This is a genomic window from Pseudomonas sp. Mb7, assembly GCF_054790525.1.
The window spans coordinates 2,449,323-2,466,517 of sequence record NZ_CP186501.1 but is presented as its reverse complement, the minus strand read 5'-3'; the positions used below and the strand labels follow the sequence as shown (position 1 = coordinate 2,466,517).

The following is a 17,195-nucleotide window of genomic DNA, read 5'->3' as shown; positions in this document are numbered from 1 at the left end:
CAATAAAGACAAGGAACCGCATCGTGATGAAATTGAAACTGGACAACGTGAACAAACAATTGGGCGGCGCGCGGATTCTTCGCGACATCAACCTGGAGATCGCTGCGGGTGAATTCGTGGTATTCGTCGGCCCTTCGGGCTGCGGAAAGTCGACGCTGCTGCGGCTGATCGCCGGACTGGATTCGATCTGTGCCGGCGACCTGCTGATCGACGGGCGCCGGGTCAACGACCTGGAGCCGCGCGAGCGTGGCGTCGGCATGGTGTTTCAGTCCTATGCGCTTTACCCACACATGAGCGTTTACGACAACATCAGTTTTGGCCTCAAACTGGCCAAGACTGAAAAGAGCAGCCTGCGCGAGCGGGTGCTGAAAACTGCGCAAATCCTGCAATTGGACAAACTGCTGCAACGCAAGCCAAAAGAGTTGTCTGGAGGGCAGCGTCAGCGTGTAGCAATGGGCAGAGCCATGGCGCGGGAACCGGACATTTTGTTGTTCGATGAGCCGCTCTCCAACCTGGATGCTTCCTTGCGGGTGCAGATGCGCAACGAAATCGCCCGGCTGCATGCGCGACTGCGCTCAACCATGATCTACGTCACCCACGATCAGGTCGAAGCGATGACCCTGGCCGACAAAATTGTTGTGCTCAATGGCGGTCACGTCGAGCAGGTCGGCTCACCGCGCGAACTCTACGAGCGCCCTGCCAGCCGCTTTGTCGCCGGTTTTCTCGGTTCGCCGAGAATGAATTTCCTGCCGGCACGCTTGCATGCGCCGGGCGAAACCAGCCTGGTCGATGCAACTGTTTTGGGGATGACCACCCTGCCCTTCGACAGCTCGGACCTGGCGGCAGAAGCCTCGCTGAGCCTGGGCGTTCGTCCGGAACACCTGTCGCTCAAAGCGGCGCAGGGCACGGCAGGCGTCGTCGTGACCGGGGTCGAATACCTGGGCAGTGAAACCTATGTGCACCTGGATACCGGGCAGGACGAGCCACTTATCTGTCGTTGTGAAGTCAACGCCGGATGGCAGGCGGGCGATCGGGTCGAACTGCAGCTGGACATCAACAAGATCCATCTGTTCGACAGCGACGGCACGGCATTGAAGCGCCACCCGCACGCCATTGAATCCGTATCGGATGACCTCTCTCTACGCTCAATCCGAGCACACGCCCTATGACCCTGTCTTTGAATACTCCGAGCGATCCAATGTCTTCGACCCTTGACCTTGCGCAGCACGCACTGGCTGACAGCCAGTCCCGCGTCATTGAGGATTATCGACCCGGTTATCATATTGCCCCACCGGCAGGCTGGATGAACGACCCGAATGGGGTCGTGTACTTCCGCGGTGAATATCACGTTTTCTATCAGCATCATCCCTTCGACGCGAAATGGGGGCCGATGTATTGGGGCCACGCCAAGAGTGCCGATCTGGTGCATTGGCAACACCTGCCCATTGCGCTGGCACCCGGCGATGACTGCGACCGCGACGGCTGTTTTTCCGGGAGCGCCGTGGTCTGTGGCGATACCCTGGCCCTGATCTACACCGGGCACACCTGGCTGGGCGAAGTGGGTGACGAACGCTTGATCCGTCAAGTGCAGTGCCTGGCAACCAGTACCGATGGCATCCGCTTCGTCAAACACGGGGCCGTCATCGACAGCGCGCCGCAAGACGCCATCATGCACTTTCGTGACCCCAAGGTCTGGCAGGACGATGGTTATTGGTACCTGATTGCCGGCGCACGTCTGGGCGACAGGCCGCTGCTGCCGCTGTACCGCTCCACGGATCTGCACGTCTGGGAATTCCTCGACTATGTGTCCGCCGGCAGCGAAGGCGATGGCTATATGTGGGAATGCCCGGACCTGTTTCGCCTGAATGGACGCGATGTGCTGCTGTACTCTCCGCAAGGCATGCAAGCCGACGGTTACGATCGGCTCAACAAGTACCAGACCGGTTATCGAGTGGGCCAACTCGACAACCAGTGGCACTTCACGGGCGGGCCTTTTATCGAGCTGGATAACGGCCACGATTTCTATGCGGCGCAGACGCTGTTGGCCGCCGATGGTCGGCGCCTCATCTGGGCGTGGCTGGACATGTGGGAAAGCCCGATGCCCAGCCAGGCCCATCACTGGTGCGGCATGCTCGGATTGCCCCGCGAACTTGAGCTGCGCGCCGATCGCCTTTGCGTGTATCCGGCACGGGAGCTCAGCGCGCTGCGAATGGCGCAATTGCCGGGTACGCCGTGGTGGGGAGATTCGGGAACTCGCTGGGTACCGCAAGTAAACGGCGACATGCTGGAAATCCATGTGCATCTGGATCTGCTCGGCTGCACTGACGGCCACCTGGGAGTCGCTTTGCGTTGCAGCGACGATGGCCGTGAAGAAACCCTGCTCTATTACGATGCATCACTGCAGCGTCTGGTGCTTGATCGCAGCCGCTCGGGTGCGCAAGTCACAGGCCAGCGCAGCGTGGCGATAGACCCGACACAAGAGCGCCTGGAACTGCGCGTGTTTCTTGATCGCTCATCCATCGAGGTATTCGACGAAAACGGCCGCTTCAGCCTCAGCAGTCGCCTCTATCCGCGTTCCGACAGTCTGGGCGTGAAGCTGGTGGCCAGTGGGAGTGGCGGGCGCGTCTCGATTGCCAAGGCATGGCCGCTCGGTTCTGCATGGTCATGAGCGGCGTCATTCGGGTCGCGAGAAGCCCGGGCCCTGTGTCATGATTCTGCGCCAACCTGACCGGCCGCACTTCGCATGACTTCAGTGAAAGACGTTGCACAGCTGGCCGGCGTATCCCTGATGACGGTGTCTCGAGCGCTCAATAGTCCGGAAAAACTGAGCCCCGAAACCCTTCTACGGGTGCGTCGTGCCATTGATGAACTGCAATTCGTACCCAGCCTGTCAGCGCGCAAGATGCGCGGTGACAACCTCCAGTCGCGCACCATCGGTGTGTTCGCGCTGGACACTGCGACCACACCTTTCGCGGTCGAGCTGCTGCTGTCCATTGAGCAGACCGCGCAACAGGCCGGCTGGAATGTCTTTATCCTCAACCTGCTCAGCAACCCGCCCACCGACCAGAACATCGACCTGATGCTGTCGCACCGTCCGGATGGCTTGATCTTCAGCGCCATGGGGTTTCGCCAGGTCAGCATTCCCGAGCGCTTGAAGAGCAAGCCTTTAGTGCTTGCCAATTGTCTGGCAGATGACAGCAGCCTCGTCAGCTATGTACCCGACGACGAAATGGGCCAGTATCGCGCCGTACACCACGCGTTGAGCCTCGGCTACCAGCGTCCGCTGTGTATCAATCTGCCGAAACAGAGTCTGGCATGGGGGCTGCGACAAAAAGGCCTGCAGCGTGCCTGTCAGGCATTCGGACTGGCGCCGGACACGCTCCTGCAATACGACCTTTCCGATCATGATGCCTACAGTGAAACAGCCGCCATTCTCGACCGGCATGTCATTGATGGTCGTCCCCAATTTGATATTTTGATCTGCGGCAACGACCGCATTGCCTTTTGTGCCTATCAGTTGTTGTTGGGGCGTGGCCTGAAAATTCCCGACGATGTCGCCGTCCTCGGCTACGACAACATGATCGGCATTGCCGAGTTGTTCATCCCTCCGCTGACCACCGTGCAACTGCCGTACTACGAAATTGGGCGCCAGGCTGCACGGCATCTGATCGAGACCCTGGAGCTTTCGGGCACTCAGCGAGTTGACTGTCCATTGGTGGTCAGGACATCACTGTAAGAGTGGGTCAGCTCGCTGATAGCACGCTTTTGATTTTCCGAGTGGAATCAGAAATCCACTGTCGCTGAAAGCAGATAAGTTCTCGGTGTCGACAACGTCAACCCCGGTTCACTGTCATCCGAAGCGCCTGCTGAACTCCAGTAGCTTTTATCCAGAACGTTCTCGACATTGGCGCGCAGGGTGATGGTTTTTTCATCGACTTTGAAGGCGTACCGCGTACCCACGTCGAAGCGCTCCCAAGCGTCGATCTCCTTCTCGTTCGACTGATCCAGATACTGCGAACTGGAATAGATGCCACGGGTTGTCAGCGTCAGCCCCTGCACAGTCGGCACGTCCCATTCTGCGCCCAGATTGACGTTGTATTTCGGCGTCGCCGGCGCACGGTTGCCGTCGAAAGCGCCATTGGTGGTGTGGGTCAGCTCGCTGTCGATGTACATCACGCCGCCGAGCAACCGGACGCCTTTGAGCGGTTCGCCAAACATGCTCAGCTCCACGCCGTTGTTCTGTCGTTTGCCGTTCGGGCCGAAGACCCGGGTCGTGGCGTTGGTTTCATAGGCGGGTTGCTTGATCCTGAATACTGCTGCCGTTAAAGCATACGAACCGGCGTCGTACTTGGCTCCGATCTCGACCTGACGGCTGATAAACGGCGGGAAGATTTCGTCTTCGTTCACTGACGTTGACGGCGCAATCTTGCCTTGGCTCAGGCCTTCCATGTAGTTGGCGTAGAGCGACAGCTTGTCAGTCGCCTTGAACAGTATGCCGCCCGAGGGCGAAACCTTTTCCTCGTCGTAAGCCGTGTCGCCTTTGACGTCATCGCTCCAGTCATCGACTTTCACTCGTTGCCAGCGCGCACCGAGGGTTAACAGAAGCCGATCATCAAAGAAGCCCAAGGTGTCGGACAACGCCACGCCGCTGAAGCGGTTTTCGGTGTACACCTTGGCGTCGTAGCGCGTCGGCGTACCGGGTTTGGCGGTTTCCACCGGGTCATACAGATTGCTGCGCCCGGCCGCATAACGCGCGCCGCCATTCTCGAAATCCATATAAAAGTAGCTGGCCACCAGATTGACCTCATGGCTCACCGGCCCGGTATGGAACCAGTTGCGCACGCCGGCCGTTGCGGTACGGACATTCTCGTCGCGGGTGAAATCACGCGGTTGAACGCTGAAATCACCGGCATCGTTGGTGACGGAAACGGCGTGGCGCAAGAAGTCATGATTACTTTTGCGCGCGCCGACGCCGCCGTACAGCATCACCGAGTCATTGACGTCGAACTCGGCGTTGAGCGTGCCGAAGGTGTCCTCGGTTTTCGCCTGAGTCCACGGTTGCGCGTAGTTGCGATGCACCTTGTTCGCGCTCGGAACCTTGGCATTGGCCGCGACCTGCACGCGCTCCTGCGGCGCGTCGGTGTCGCGTTCGGTGTGACCGATATCGGTCGAAAGTCGCAAGCGCTCACCGCGAAAATCCAGGCCGAGCACGGCCATGTCGCGGTCGACACTTTGATCATCCCACTCGGTATCACCGGACTGTTTGACGCCGTTGAAGCGCAGGCCGAACTGATTGTCCTCACCGAACCGCCGGCCGACATCCACCGCGCCACCGACCTGATTGTTCGATGCATAGTTGGCCGTCAGCGAGGTGATCGGTTTGTCGGTGGCACGCTTGGGCACCACATTGATGCCTCCGCCCACGCTACCCCGTGGCGAGATGCCGTTAATGAGTTGGCTCGGGCCTTTCAGAATGTCGACGCGATCGGCCATTTCCATGTCGATCGTGTAAGTCGGCAGCACCCCATAGAGGCCGTTATAGGCGACGTCGCTGTTGAACAAACTGAAACCACGGATGGTGAACTGCTCGTAACGTCCACCGGCCGGATTGGTCGCGCGCACCGATGGATCGCTGGAAATCAGATCGCCCAAGGTGCGCGCCTGCTGATTCTTCACCGCCTCGCTGGTGTAGGTGGTCATGCTGAACGGGGTTTCCATGAAGTCTTTCGACCCCAGCAAACCCTGCGAGCCACGCCGCGCGACTTGGCCGCCGGCAAACACATCGGCATCGCTGGAACCGGTGGCACCGAGAATCGACGTCGGCGCCAGTTGCAGGCTGCTGCCCTCGGCGGCTGGAATCAGTGTATAGGCCTGCTCACCCAGCGGTTGCAGTTGCAGACCGGAACCCAGCAACAAGCGAGCGAACCCCTCCTCCACAGCGAATTCACCGGACAAGCCGTTGCTGTTGCGGCCACTCACCAGTGCCGGATCGACCGACAGATTGACCCCGGCCAACCCGGCAAAGCGGGTCAGTGCGGCGCTCAAACTACCGGCCGGCACCTGGTAACTGCGCCGAGCGGCGTCTTCGGCCCAACTGGACTGGATCAACACAGGGCTGGCACTCAGGCTCAGCAGGAGGCTCAACTGCAACAACGGACGCAAACGACTTGGGAATACTGCGGGCATTGGAAGAAGCTCTCGATTTTGTTCACTTACCTGCAATGACCGGTGAGGCGAAAAAAAGGGACAGGCTTCAGACGAAATTTTTTCGCGGCGCCAGCGTTACCCAGAAACGCGTGCGCGAATGGACCTCCAACGGCAGGCTCGCCGCCAGCAGCGTCAGCACTTTATCGGTGTCGTCGAGGCGGAAACTGCCGGTGACACGCAGACGTTCAAGTGCCGGCTCCCAGCGCAGAAGCCCCGAGCGATAACGGCTCAACTCGCGAAGAAAGTCCCCCAACGGCTGGTTTTGCGCCATCAACACACCGTCACGCCAGCCCGGCATTTTGGCGTCGAACAGCGCGACCGACCCGGCGCCGGAAGCCTGCAGATTGACCTGTTGCCCGGCGTTCAACTGCAGCGCCGGCCCGTGCAACGGCTGCAATTGCACCGAACCGCTGACCACCGACACGGTGCAATCACGCTGGTTGAGGCGCACGCAGACTTCGCTGCGGCTGACAATGATCCGACCGTACGGCGCGTTGACCGTCAACGCCGTGCTACCCGGAACGTTGAGCGCCATTTCGCCGCGCACCAACGTCAACTGACGGCTGGCCAGATCGACGTTCACCGCACTGGCGGTGTTCAGTTGCAAGGTGCTGCCGTCGGCCAGCCGTGTTCGCGTGTGTTCGCCGGTGGAAGTCTGCAAATCCGCGCGCCAGACGTCGAGCGGCAACTGGCGACTGATCAACCACGCCGTCGGCACCAGCGCCGCCAGACCCAGCGCCCTTTTCAGAGCTGCACGCCGCGCCAGATCCGGGCGATCGAGTGTGGCCATGGCCAATTCTGCTGGCAGACTGGAAAAGCGCTGGCGCAGTAATTGAATCTTCTGCCAGGTGTTTTCATGGCGGCTATCGCTGTCGCGCCAGTGCTTCAGTCGCACGTGATCGGCTTCACTGGCCTCGCCGGATTCGAGCAATGCCAACCACTGTGCGGCGGCACGGGCAACTTCGCGCGATTCGGTGCTGGGCGCAACACGCATCATAGATCCAACATCAAGCAATGTTCGTAAGCCATTGCCATGTAACGTTTTATACTGCGTTCAGAAACCTGCAGCCGTTCGGCAATTTCACGGTAAGCGAGGCCTTCGAGCTGACTCAGGAGAAAGGCCCGACGCACCGCTCGCGGCAAACCATCGAGCAGCTCATCCAGCGCTTGCAGGGTTTCCAGCAGCAGCCAACGTTGCTCGGGCGACGGCACGCATTCCTCGGGCAACTGCGCGAGTGCTTCGAGATAGGCCTTTTCCAGGCTGCGGCGGGTGTAGAAATTGCTCAGCAGGCGTTTGCCCACGGTCAGCAGATACGCGCGCGGCTCGCGCATGTCGGCAATCGGCTGAGCGCTGCACAGCACTCGCAAGAAAGTGTCCTGGCTGAGATCAGCCGCATCCCACGCGTTGCCCATCCGCCGGCGAAGCCATGTTTCGAGCCAGCCTCGATGATCGCGGTATAGCTCGTGCAGGCTCTGCTCCGACGGCGTCGCTGCTTCAGTCATCTCAAGAGGCCCTGCGCGAAGTAAGAATTCAAATGAGACTGATTCTATTTAACTTCGGCGCTGACACAAAGGCCTTTTTGCCCATTGATGTCAGCCTTGCAACTCATAAGTGCGCAAGCGGCCTGCGTTTTGTCGCGCTTCAGTCTGCGTCGGGTTGTAATTTTCCCAGCGCGCCGTTCTCTAGCGAGTGTCGTCAACCCAAAGAACAAGGAAACACCATGAACACTTGCACGCTGTCCCGACTGCTTTCGAATGACTTCGAGATCAAATTGATGCGCTGGGCGCTGGTGCTGATATTCGCGATTTTTGGCTACAGCAAATGGTTTGCCTACGAAGCTGAAGGACTGATTCCGCTGCTGGGCAATAGCCCCCTACTGAGCTGGATGCACAGCGTGTTCGGAATTCAGGGTGCCAGTTATGCCCTGGGTGTAGCCGAATGGGCCATCGGTCTCGGTTTGATTCTGGGCGCCTGGTTTCCCCGAGTATCGCTGTGGGCCTCGGCAGGATCTGCAATCACTTACCTGACCACGCTGACCCTGATTCTGACCACCCCGGGTGCGTGGGAAGCGTCCGCCGGCGGCTTTCCGGCAATGGGCGGCGCAACCAGTTTTCTGATCAAGGATGCAGTTTTGCTCGCGGGATCTGTTGTATTACTCAAACACAGCCTGTTGACGCTATATCCTGCCCTCGGATCTGAGGGCAACTGCGAGGATCGGTAAAGGTCGAAACCGGCATAAAAGCTGCGCACCTCGGGAGCCGGGCGCCGTCAGTTCAAGTCGCGCGTGATCGTTTCAGCGTCTCGCTCGGCAACTCCTTGAACAACGCCCGGTAACTGCTTGAAAACCGTCCCAAATGCCAGAACGACCAGTGCATCGCCACCTCGGCAACCGTAGTTTCCGTGGGCCGGCGCTTGAGCAATTCGCGGTGTGCGCTGTTCAATCGGCGCAGGCGCAGCCAGTGACTGGGGGTCATCCCTGTGTAGGCCTTGAACGCCTGCTGCAATTGCCGCAACGGCACCCCGGCCACGTGGGAAAGTTCGAGCAGATTGACGGTGTCTTCCGGCGAATCCGCCGCCCACTCCCCTACGCGTTTCATGATCATCCGCTCTTCGGTGCGCCGCTGAAGTCCTCCGCGATCAAGGCTGGTGTGAGCGTTGTCGAGAATGAACAGACAGTCTTCGAGCAGTTGCTTTGTCAGCGCATCTTTATCAAGCAGATCAACAGCTTGCGACATCTTCGTGAGAGTCGAGCTTAACCAGCGACTGAACAAGGCGTTCTGCCCGCAGTTGAGTTGGGTCATGAACAACCCTTCGAGTTTCGCCACATTCAGACCGTGCTGGCGGACAAACTCCGGACCGAACACCACGGCGATTTCCTGGTAGTTCTCCGGGGTGATCCAGATGTTGCGGCTCTCTTCATTGAGCAGATACAGCGCGTTGTCACTGCGATCGAAACAGAACGCCAAAGCACCCGACGGCGCGCTGAAGTTCTGCTCGACGCGGGTGTTCATCTGTTCTTCGTAGACCTCGACACCCTGCAGATCCAGATAGCGGATCTGCCCGGCGAAATGGCCCGGCGACATCTGTTGGTAATGCTGGACCCAGCCCGGTGTGGCGCGGACTTGTTCGGCCACATCGGCGGTGTTGAACGCTTGAACCTGGAGCGAATTGCACGTTGTCATGGGGTGACCTTGCGCACTCTTTTGGTGCGCTTTGGTGCTGCTTAAAGTGGATAGATGGAACTGCAAGGCTCGCCCAAGATAGTCGTCAACGCGCCACAGGGGAAGGGGCGGAAGATGAAACCCGCCCTCCCCGGCGTCTATAAAACCAATAACGAGGTCTTTATGAATGCCCCTTTCGATCAGCTGTTCACGTGGCTGAAAGATCACAAGATTACCGAAGTCGAATGTGTGGTCAGCGACCTGACCGGCATTGCCCGCGGCAAGATCGCACCGACCAACAAGTTCCTGCATGAGCGAGGCATGCGCCTGCCGGAAAGTGTCCTGCTGCAAACGGTAACCGGGGATTTTGTCGACGACGACATCTACTACGACCTGCTCGATCCTGCCGATATCGACATGGTCTGCAAGCCCGTAGCTGACGCGGTCTACGTGATTCCGTGGGCGATCGAGCCGACCGCCATCGTCATCCACGACACCTTCGACAAGTTCGGCAACCCGATCGAACTGTCGCCGCGCAACGTGTTGAAGAAAGTCTTGCAGCTGTACACCGACAAAGGCTGGAAGCCGATTGTGGCGCCGGAAATGGAGTTCTACCTGACCCAACGCTGCGAAGACCCGGATCTGCCGCTGAAGGCACCGCTGGGCCGCTCGGGCCGTGCTGAAAGCGGTCGGCAGTCGTTCTCCATCGATGCCGCCAACGAATTCGATCCGTTGTTCGAAGACGTCTACGACTGGTGCGAACTGCAAGGCCTGGACCTCGACACGCTGATCCACGAAGACGGCCCGGCGCAGATGGAAATCAACTTCCGTCACGGCGACGCCCTCGATCTGGCGGACCAGATCACTGTGTTCAAGCGCACCATGCGTGAGGCCGCACTCAAGCACAACGTTGCGGCGACATTCATGGCCAAGCCGATCGGCGACGAGCCGGGCAGCGCCATGCACATTCACCAGAGCGTGGTGGACATCGCCACGGGCAAACCGATCTTTGCTAACGCTGACGGGCAGATGAGCGAACTGTTCCTGCATTACATCGGTGGTTTGCAGAAGTACATCCCGAAAGTGCTGCCGATGTTCGCCCCAAACGTCAACTCGTTCCGCCGCTTCCTGCCGGACACCTCGGCGCCGGTCAACGTCGAATGGGGCGAAGAAAACCGCACCGTCGGCCTGCGTGTGCCAACCTCCAGCCCGGAAGCCATGCGCGTGGAAAACCGTCTGCCGGGCGCCGATGCCAACCCGTACCTGGCAATCGCCGCGAGCCTGCTCTGCGGTTACATCGGCATGGTTGAAGGCATCGAACCGAGCGCTGCGGTCCATGGCCGTGCTTACGAGCGCCGCAACCTGCGCCTGCCGATCACCATCGAAGAAGCGCTGACGCAAATGGAAGAGTGCGAAGCCGTTGCGCAGTATCTGGGCGACAAGTTTGTCCGTGGCTACGTCGCGGTGAAACGTGCCGAGCATGAAAACTTCAAGCGCGTGATCAGCTCGTGGGAGCGTGAGTTCCTGATGCTCAGCGTCTGAGCAAAGCCAAAAGATCCCCTGTGTCGATCGTTCCCACGCTCTGCGTGGGAATGCAGCCCGGGACGCTCCGCGTCCCATCCAAAGCCGAACGCGGAGCGTCCGTTGAGGCATTCCCACGCAGAGCGTGGGAACGATCATTCGAAAAAGAGGTGTCGAAATGCGTCTGTTGAAATCCGTACTCCCGGTCGCCCTGAGCGTGCTGTTCAGCGCGGTAGCCCATGCCCAACCCCAGGTCAGCGTCTACAACTGGACCGACTACATCGGCGAAACCACCCTCGCCGATTTCCAGAGCCAAAGCGGGATCAAGGTGATCTACGACGTTTTCGACTCCAACGAAACCCTCGAAGGCAAACTGCTCGCCGGTCGCACCGGGTATGACGTGGTCGTGCCGTCCAACCACTTCCTCGCGCGTCAGGTGAAGGCCGGCGCCTTCCTCAAACTTGACCGTGCGCAACTGCCGAACTTCAAGAACCTCGACCCGAAACTGCTCGAACTGCTGGAGAAAAACGACCCGGGCAACGAGCACTCGGTGCCGTACCTGTGGGGCACTAACGGCATCGGCTACAACGTCGACAAGGTCAAGCAAGTGCTGGGCGTCGACCACATCGATTCCTGGGCCGTGCTGTTCGAGCCTGAGAACCTGAAGAAACTCAGCCAGTGCGGCGTGTCGATGATGGACTCCGCCGACGAAGTCTTCCCGGCGGTACTCAATTACATGGGCATGGACCCGCGCAGCGAAAACCCGGAAGACTATAAAAAGGCTGAAGCGAAACTGCTGAGCATCCGTCCATACATCACCTATTTCCATTCTTCGAAATACGTGTCGGATCTGGCCAACGGCGATATTTGCGTAGCCTTCGGTTACTCCGGCGACGTGTTCCAGGCCGCCAACCGCGCCAAGGAAGCCAAGAACGGCGTGAACATCGCTTACGCCATTCCGAAAGAAGGCGCCAATCTCTGGTTTGATCTGTTGGCCATCCCCGCCGATGCGAGCAACACCAAAGAAGCGCACGCTTTCATCAATTACCTGCTTGATCCGCAAGTGATCGCCAAAGTCAGCGCTTCGGTCGGTTACGCCAACCCGAACCCGGCCGCCAAGCAATACATGGATCAAGAGCTGGTCAACAACCCTGAGGTTTACCCATCCCAGGCAGTGCTGGACAAGCTCTACATCTCATCTACCCCGCCCCAGGCGATCATGCGTCTGATGACCCGGTCCTGGAGCAAAGTGAAGTCGAACAAATGAATCAGTACACCCAAGAACACGCTCGCTCTTACTACGCCGCTTCGGCCCGGGCGAGCACACCTTATCCGCTGCTGGACGGTGACTTGACTGCCGATGTCTGCGTGATCGGCGGCGGGTTCACCGGCATCAACACCGCCATCGAACTGGCGCAACGCGGGTTGTCGGTGGTGTTGATCGAAGCCCGGCGCATCGGCTGGGGCGCCAGTGGGCGCAATGGCGGCCAGTTGATTCGCGGGATCGGTCATGAGGTCACGGGGTTCGCCAAGTATGTCGGTCAGGAAGGCGTGCGTTACTTGCAGCGCGCCGGCATCGATTCGGTCGAACTGGTGCGTCAGCGCATCGGCGACAACGGCATCGAATGTGATCTGCGCTGGGGCTTTTGCGATCTGGCCAACACCCCGGCGCAGTTCGCTGCCTTCAAGGATGAATTGGTCGACCTCGCCGAACTCGGCTATGCCCATGAAACCCGCCTGATCGGACCGGAGCAGGTGCGCCAGCAGGTGGTCAACTCCGACATCTATGCCGGTGGCCTGGTCGACATGGGGTCCGGTCATCTGCATCCGCTGGATTTGGTGCAAGGCGAAGCGCGACTTGCAGCATCGTTGGGCGTAAGGATTTTCGAGCAGAGTGAAGTGCTGGAAATCATCCATGGCCCGACCGTGCAGGTGCGTTGCGCCAAGGGCTCAGTGCGTGCCGGCAGTCTGGTGCTCGGCTGCAATGCGCATCTGGACGAACTCGAACAGCAACTCAGTGGCAAGGTGCTGCCGGCCGGCAGTTACATCATCGCCACCGAACCGTTGTCCGAGGCGCGCGCCGCGCAACTGATCCCGCACAATCTGGCGGTGTGCGACCAGAAAGTCGGCCTCGATTACTACCGGCTCTCGGCGGACCGACGCCTGCTGTTCGGCGGTGCCTGCCACTATTCCGGGCGTGATCCGGCGGACATCGCCGCTTACATGCGCCCGAAGATGCTCAAGGTCTTCCCGCAACTGGCCGACGTGCGCATCGATTACCAGTGGGGCGGCAAGATTGGCATCACCGCCAACCGCTTTCCACAGGTCGGCCGGCTCAAGCAGCACCCGAACGTGTTCTATGCGCAGGGCTATTCCGGCCATGGCCTGAACGTCACGCACTGGTGCGCGAAACTGCTCGGCGAGGCGATTCATGCCGGTCACAGCCAAGGCATGGACGTGTTCAGCGGCGTGCCGCACATGACCTTCCCGGGCGGTCCGGCCTTGCGTTCGCCACTGCTGGCACTGGGGATGTTCTGGTATCGCCTGCGGGAAATGCTCGGCTGACAGCGCGGTTTGATCGTTCCCACGCTCTGCGTGGGAATGCAGCCGGTGACGCTCCGCGTCACTGGACGCAGAGCGTCCCTTGAGGCATTCCCACGCAGAGCGTGGGAACGATCATCAATCAGGTCGCGGCACATGCGCTATTCACATTTGCTCTATCGCCAAGCACTTCTATATTGATGAGGTGCTTTGGCGTTCCTGACGCTCAGTGCCCAATCAATCGAGGAGGACATGGATGAAGTCGTCAGCCACCGACGAGCCGCGAGCACCAGGCCAAGCCCCAGTCAAAACCCGCCGTTTCAGCATTTCACTCGTCTGGATCGTGCCGATTGTGGCGGTGCTGGTGGGCATCTCGCTGGTGGTGCACAACGTGATGCAGGAAGGGCCGACGATCATCGTCAACTTCAAGACCGGCAGCGGCCTGACGGCCAACAAGACCGAGGTCAAATACCGCAACGTGGTCATCGGTCAGGTGACGGACGTCGAGTTGAGTAACGACCAGAAAAGTGTCGACGCCACCATTAAACTGTCAAAACAGGCGGAAACCTTCACGCGCGAAGACTCACAGTTCTGGGTGGTGCGCCCGCGCATTGGCGCCGGCGGCGTTTCGGGCATCGACACCCTGCTTTCCGGTGACTACATCGGTGCCGACATCGGTCAGGCCGACAACCGCGCCAAACACTTCAAAGGCCTGGAAAATCCGCCGCCGATCACCTACGGCGAACCGGGCAAGCGCTTCATGCTGCATGCGCCGGACCTCGGTTCACTGGATATCGGTTCACCGGTTTATTACCGCAAGATTCCGGTCGGCCAGGTCGTCACCTACGCCCTCAACCCCGAAGGCAAAGGGGTGGATATCGAGGTGTTCATTCACGCGCCGAACGACGCGTTCGTCACTGAAAACACCCGTTTCTGGAATGCCAGCGGCATCGACATCAATGTCGGTGCCAACGGCTTTGCCGTGAAGACCGAATCGCTGTCGACCATGCTGGTGGGCGGGATTGCGTTCCGTGCTCCGGATTACAGTCCCAACGATGTGGCCGCCGCAGACGACAAAGATTTCGAACTGTTCGCCGACCAGCAGAGCGCCCTCGCCCCACCGAATGGCAAGGCGCAATACATGGTGCTGTGTTTCGAACAGTCACTGCGCGGGCTCAAGGTCGATGCGCCGGTCGAGTTCCTCGGTATGGAAATCGGCCGGGTCGTGGGCATCAACCTGGATTTCGATGCGAAAAAACGCACCTTCCCGCTTAACGTCGGTATCGTCATTTACCCGCAGCGTCTCGGTCAGGCCTACAAAAAGATGCTCACCGAATTCAAGCACGACCCCAACGACGAAGCCGCTGGCATCCGCTTGCTGGGCACCTTCGTCGATAATGGCCTGCGTGCCCAGGCGCGCAGTGGCAACCTGCTGACCGGCCAGTTGTACGTCGCGTTGGACTTCTTCCCGAAAGCGGAGAAAGTCGCGTTCGACCCGAGCGCTCGCCCGGTCGTTCTACCGACCGTGCCCGGCAGCCTCGAACAGTTGCAGGAAAAACTCGAAGCGGTGGTCGACAAGCTCAACAAGTTGCCAGTGGATCGCATCGCCAACAACCTCGACAGCAATCTGATCGAGCTGCGCAAAGGTCTGACTCAGTTCAACGCCAAGACCCTGCCGGGCGTGCAGAGCACGCTCGCCGACGTCAGCAAGACCTTGCAGTCCGCCAGTTCAACCCTGGCCGAAGATTCGCCACAACGCGAGAAACTCACGGAAACCCTCGACGAACTCGGGCGCATGTCGCGTTCGCTGCGTGAGCTGTCGGATTACCTCGGTCGTCATCCGGAATCGCTGATTCGTGGTCGCCCCGATAACGCAGCACCTATCGATCTGAAAGGACCGCCACGCAATTGAGCACAGGAGCTAACACAATGGCTTTACCGCTAAAGATCACCGTGCTCGCTGCGTTCATGCTGCTGAGCGCCTGTCGCAGCGACCCGATCAGCTTTCACACCCTGACGCCGGTGCAGATCGCCAACACACGGACCGGCGCGCAGATTCCGATTGAAGCGCTGAGCGTGCCGCCGCAGGTCGACCGTGCGCAAATCGTTATCCGCCAGGGCAACAGCGGCCTGGCGATTCTTGAAACTGATTGGTGGGGCGCGACACTGGCGGATGAGTTGCGCGGTGCGTTGGCCGATCAATTGAGCAATACCGGTGGGCAAGGCAACGTTTCGGTGCGCATCGAAGTGCAACGCTTCGACTCGATCCCCGGTCAGTACGGCCTGATCGACGCCAAATGGCGCTTGCGTCCTGTCGGCGCCACTGACAATGGCTCGCTGACCTGCCGTTCGACCCTGCAAACACCGTCCGGCCCGACCATCGATGATCTGGTGGGGGCCCAGCAGCACAACGTCAAACGGCTGGCCGAGCAGATCAGTCGGGCGGCAACCGGCAACGCGCGCACCTGCCCTTCCCCGTCCTGACGGACCTACAGATCGAAGCGATCCACCGCGCGCCGCCGCTCGTTGTCGTCCCGCACATCGTAATTGGCGGTGGTCTGGATATTGCTGTGGTGCGCCAGTTTCTGCGCAATCGACAAATCATGCTCCTCGATCACCCGCGTAATAAACGAACGGCGGAAATCGTGCGGCATGATCTTCACCCCGACCTGGGTGCCACGCTGACGGGCGATGTAATAGATCGCGTGTTTGGTGATGCGCTCGCGGGTGATATGACTGCCGCGACGGATACGGTTGAACAGAAAGGCATCGTCACTCTCGCCCTCCTTCAGCTCTGAACGCCGCAGTTCCAGCCATGCATCGAGTTTGGCGAACGCCCAGGCCGGCGCGTACTTGATCAGTTGTTTATTGCCTTTGCCGGTGACGGTCAGGCTGCGCTCGGTAAAGTCGACCTGATTCAAGTCCAGGTCCACCGACTCTGATTTACGCATGCCGGTGCCGTACAACAACGCAATCACCGCTGCGTCGCGCAGCCCTTGCGGACGCGGATCAGCGGCGCAGACTTCCATCAGTTCGTGAATCAAGGTGCGCTTCAAGTTGCGCCCCTGAGATAACCGCGTGCCGGCGATGCCTTTGACCGAACGCATTTTCAGCAGATGATCCTGGCTGATCAGGCTCATGCGCCAGGCTTCATTCATCACACCGCGCACGGCATTCACGTACAGCGACGAGGTATTCGGCGCATAACCGTCGGAGCGCAATGCGGCGACCAGCGCCACGACGTCTTCCGGTTGCAGCCCGTGCCAGGGGATTTCCTCGATGTCCACGTCTTCAAAACCAAGACGGTCAGCGGCGTCCTGCAAGACATAACGCATGGTCAGTTGGCTGGACGGCGCCAGGCGGGCCAGATAAAGCGTCAGCGGATTAGTGTTGGACGGGGTGGATTCAGTACTCGACAAGTCAATCAAACGAAACGGCCTTGAATAGAAAACAGTTCAACAAAACAACTTAAAAGTGCAAAGAAACTTATATAAAGAGCGACTCTTCAGTAAAACTTTTCTACTAAAACAGCCGATAAACGGAAGAAGTCTGAACGGTGGCTGTATGGCTTACAGATAGACGAATCGCCGACCGTTTTTTCATGTTCCTTTCACAAAAACGCGCATAACCTTAGTTACAACAGGTTGCCCCGAAAGGCCTGCAACCCTGCCGACCGCGGACTGAAAAGTCAATCAGGTATTCCCCGGCCGGTATCTCAACCCTTTGAAATTCCGTGTTTTTCAGACAATCGGCTGAAGGATGGC

General features: G+C 59.4%; 14 protein-coding genes. 9 read left to right on the top strand and 5 right to left on the bottom strand.

All coding sequences use genetic code 11. From position 1 onward, the window contains the following. Positions 1-23 precede the first annotated feature (23 nt). The 3 genes from ACOYXH_RS11285 to ACOYXH_RS11275 all read left to right on the top strand — a co-directional run bounded on the left by ACOYXH_RS11285 (position 24) and on the right by ACOYXH_RS11275 (position 3,736). On the top strand, positions 24-1,169 hold the full coding sequence (locus ACOYXH_RS11285; protein ID WP_460410693.1) for an ABC transporter ATP-binding protein: 1,146 nt from the start codon (positions 24-26) through the stop codon (positions 1,167-1,169). A 29-nt stretch (positions 1,170-1,198) separates the two neighbouring features. Beyond that, positions 1,199-2,668 carry a glycoside hydrolase family 32 protein gene (locus tag ACOYXH_RS11280; protein ID WP_460410692.1) on the top strand — a complete coding sequence of 490 codons (1,470 nt, stop codon included), beginning with the start codon at positions 1,199-1,201 and terminating at the stop codon, positions 2,666-2,668. A 75-nt stretch (positions 2,669-2,743) separates the two neighbouring features. Then, positions 2,744-3,736 carry a LacI family DNA-binding transcriptional regulator gene (locus tag ACOYXH_RS11275; RefSeq protein WP_320414470.1) on the top strand — a complete coding sequence of 331 codons (993 nt, stop codon included), beginning with the start codon at positions 2,744-2,746 and terminating at the stop codon, positions 3,734-3,736. A 47-nt stretch (positions 3,737-3,783) separates the two neighbouring features. Here the strand turns inward: ACOYXH_RS11275 and ACOYXH_RS11270 are convergent, their stop codons facing one another. The 3 genes from ACOYXH_RS11270 to ACOYXH_RS11260 form a co-directional block, all read right to left on the bottom strand. Beyond that, positions 3,784-6,186, bottom strand: coding sequence for a TonB-dependent receptor (locus ACOYXH_RS11270; RefSeq protein ID WP_460410691.1), 2,403 nt, complete (start codon positions 6,184-6,186; stop codon positions 3,784-3,786). A gap of 67 nt (positions 6,187-6,253) precedes the next feature. After that, positions 6,254-7,201 carry a FecR domain-containing protein gene (locus ACOYXH_RS11265; protein ID WP_220556166.1) on the bottom strand — a complete coding sequence of 316 codons (948 nt, stop codon included), beginning with the start codon at positions 7,199-7,201 and terminating at the stop codon, positions 6,254-6,256. Beyond that, positions 7,201-7,710: a sigma-70 family RNA polymerase sigma factor gene (locus ACOYXH_RS11260; protein ID WP_460064543.1), complete on the bottom strand. Its 510-nt coding sequence runs from the start codon at positions 7,708-7,710 to the stop codon at positions 7,201-7,203. The genes ACOYXH_RS11265 and ACOYXH_RS11260 overlap by 1 nt, the downstream gene beginning before the upstream one ends. 32 nt (positions 7,711-7,742) lie before the next feature. Between ACOYXH_RS11260 and ACOYXH_RS11255 the strand changes: the two genes are divergently transcribed. Further along, positions 7,743-8,429: a YkgB family protein gene (locus ACOYXH_RS11255; RefSeq protein ID WP_460064541.1), complete on the top strand. Its 687-nt coding sequence runs from the start codon at positions 7,743-7,745 to the stop codon at positions 8,427-8,429. Positions 8,430-8,481: 52 nt separating this feature from the next. Here the strand turns inward: ACOYXH_RS11255 and ACOYXH_RS11250 are convergent, their stop codons facing one another. Continuing rightward, the gene (locus ACOYXH_RS11250; protein ID WP_460064539.1) at positions 8,482-9,390 is read right to left on the bottom strand and encodes a helix-turn-helix domain-containing protein; all 909 of its coding nucleotides are present in this window, start codon (positions 9,388-9,390) and stop codon (positions 8,482-8,484) included. Between the two features lie 162 nt (positions 9,391-9,552). Between ACOYXH_RS11250 and ACOYXH_RS11245 the strand changes: the two genes are divergently transcribed. The 5 genes from ACOYXH_RS11245 (at position 9,553) to ACOYXH_RS11225 (ending at position 15,915) form a co-directional block, all read left to right on the top strand. Next, complete coding sequence (locus ACOYXH_RS11245) at positions 9,553-10,911, top strand: glutamine synthetase family protein (RefSeq protein ID WP_016984752.1); 1,359 nt, start codon at positions 9,553-9,555, stop codon at positions 10,909-10,911. Positions 10,912-11,068: 157 nt separating this feature from the next. Beyond that, entirely contained in the window at positions 11,069-12,157 is a 1,089-nt protein-coding gene (locus ACOYXH_RS11240) for a polyamine ABC transporter substrate-binding protein (RefSeq protein WP_095048919.1), read from the top strand. After that, on the top strand, positions 12,154-13,455 hold the full coding sequence (locus tag ACOYXH_RS11235; RefSeq protein WP_460410690.1) for an NAD(P)/FAD-dependent oxidoreductase: 1,302 nt from the start codon (positions 12,154-12,156) through the stop codon (positions 13,453-13,455). Before ACOYXH_RS11240 ends, ACOYXH_RS11235 begins: the two co-directional genes overlap by 4 nt. A 232-nt stretch (positions 13,456-13,687) precedes the next feature. Beyond that, complete coding sequence (locus ACOYXH_RS11230; RefSeq protein WP_460410689.1) at positions 13,688-15,343, top strand: PqiB family protein; 1,656 nt, start codon at positions 13,688-13,690, stop codon at positions 15,341-15,343. A 17-nt stretch (positions 15,344-15,360) separates the two neighbouring features. Further along, positions 15,361-15,915, top strand: a complete 555-nt coding sequence (locus ACOYXH_RS11225; protein ID WP_095048916.1) for a PqiC family protein — start codon at positions 15,361-15,363, stop codon at positions 15,913-15,915. A 5-nt stretch (positions 15,916-15,920) separates the two neighbouring features. On the opposite strand, the gene ACOYXH_RS11220 is transcribed toward ACOYXH_RS11225, so the two are convergent. Next, positions 15,921-16,766 (bottom strand): site-specific integrase, encoded by an 846-nt coding sequence (locus ACOYXH_RS11220; protein WP_256579900.1) that lies wholly within the window; start codon positions 16,764-16,766, stop codon positions 15,921-15,923. Positions 16,767-17,195: the final 429 nt, after the last annotated feature.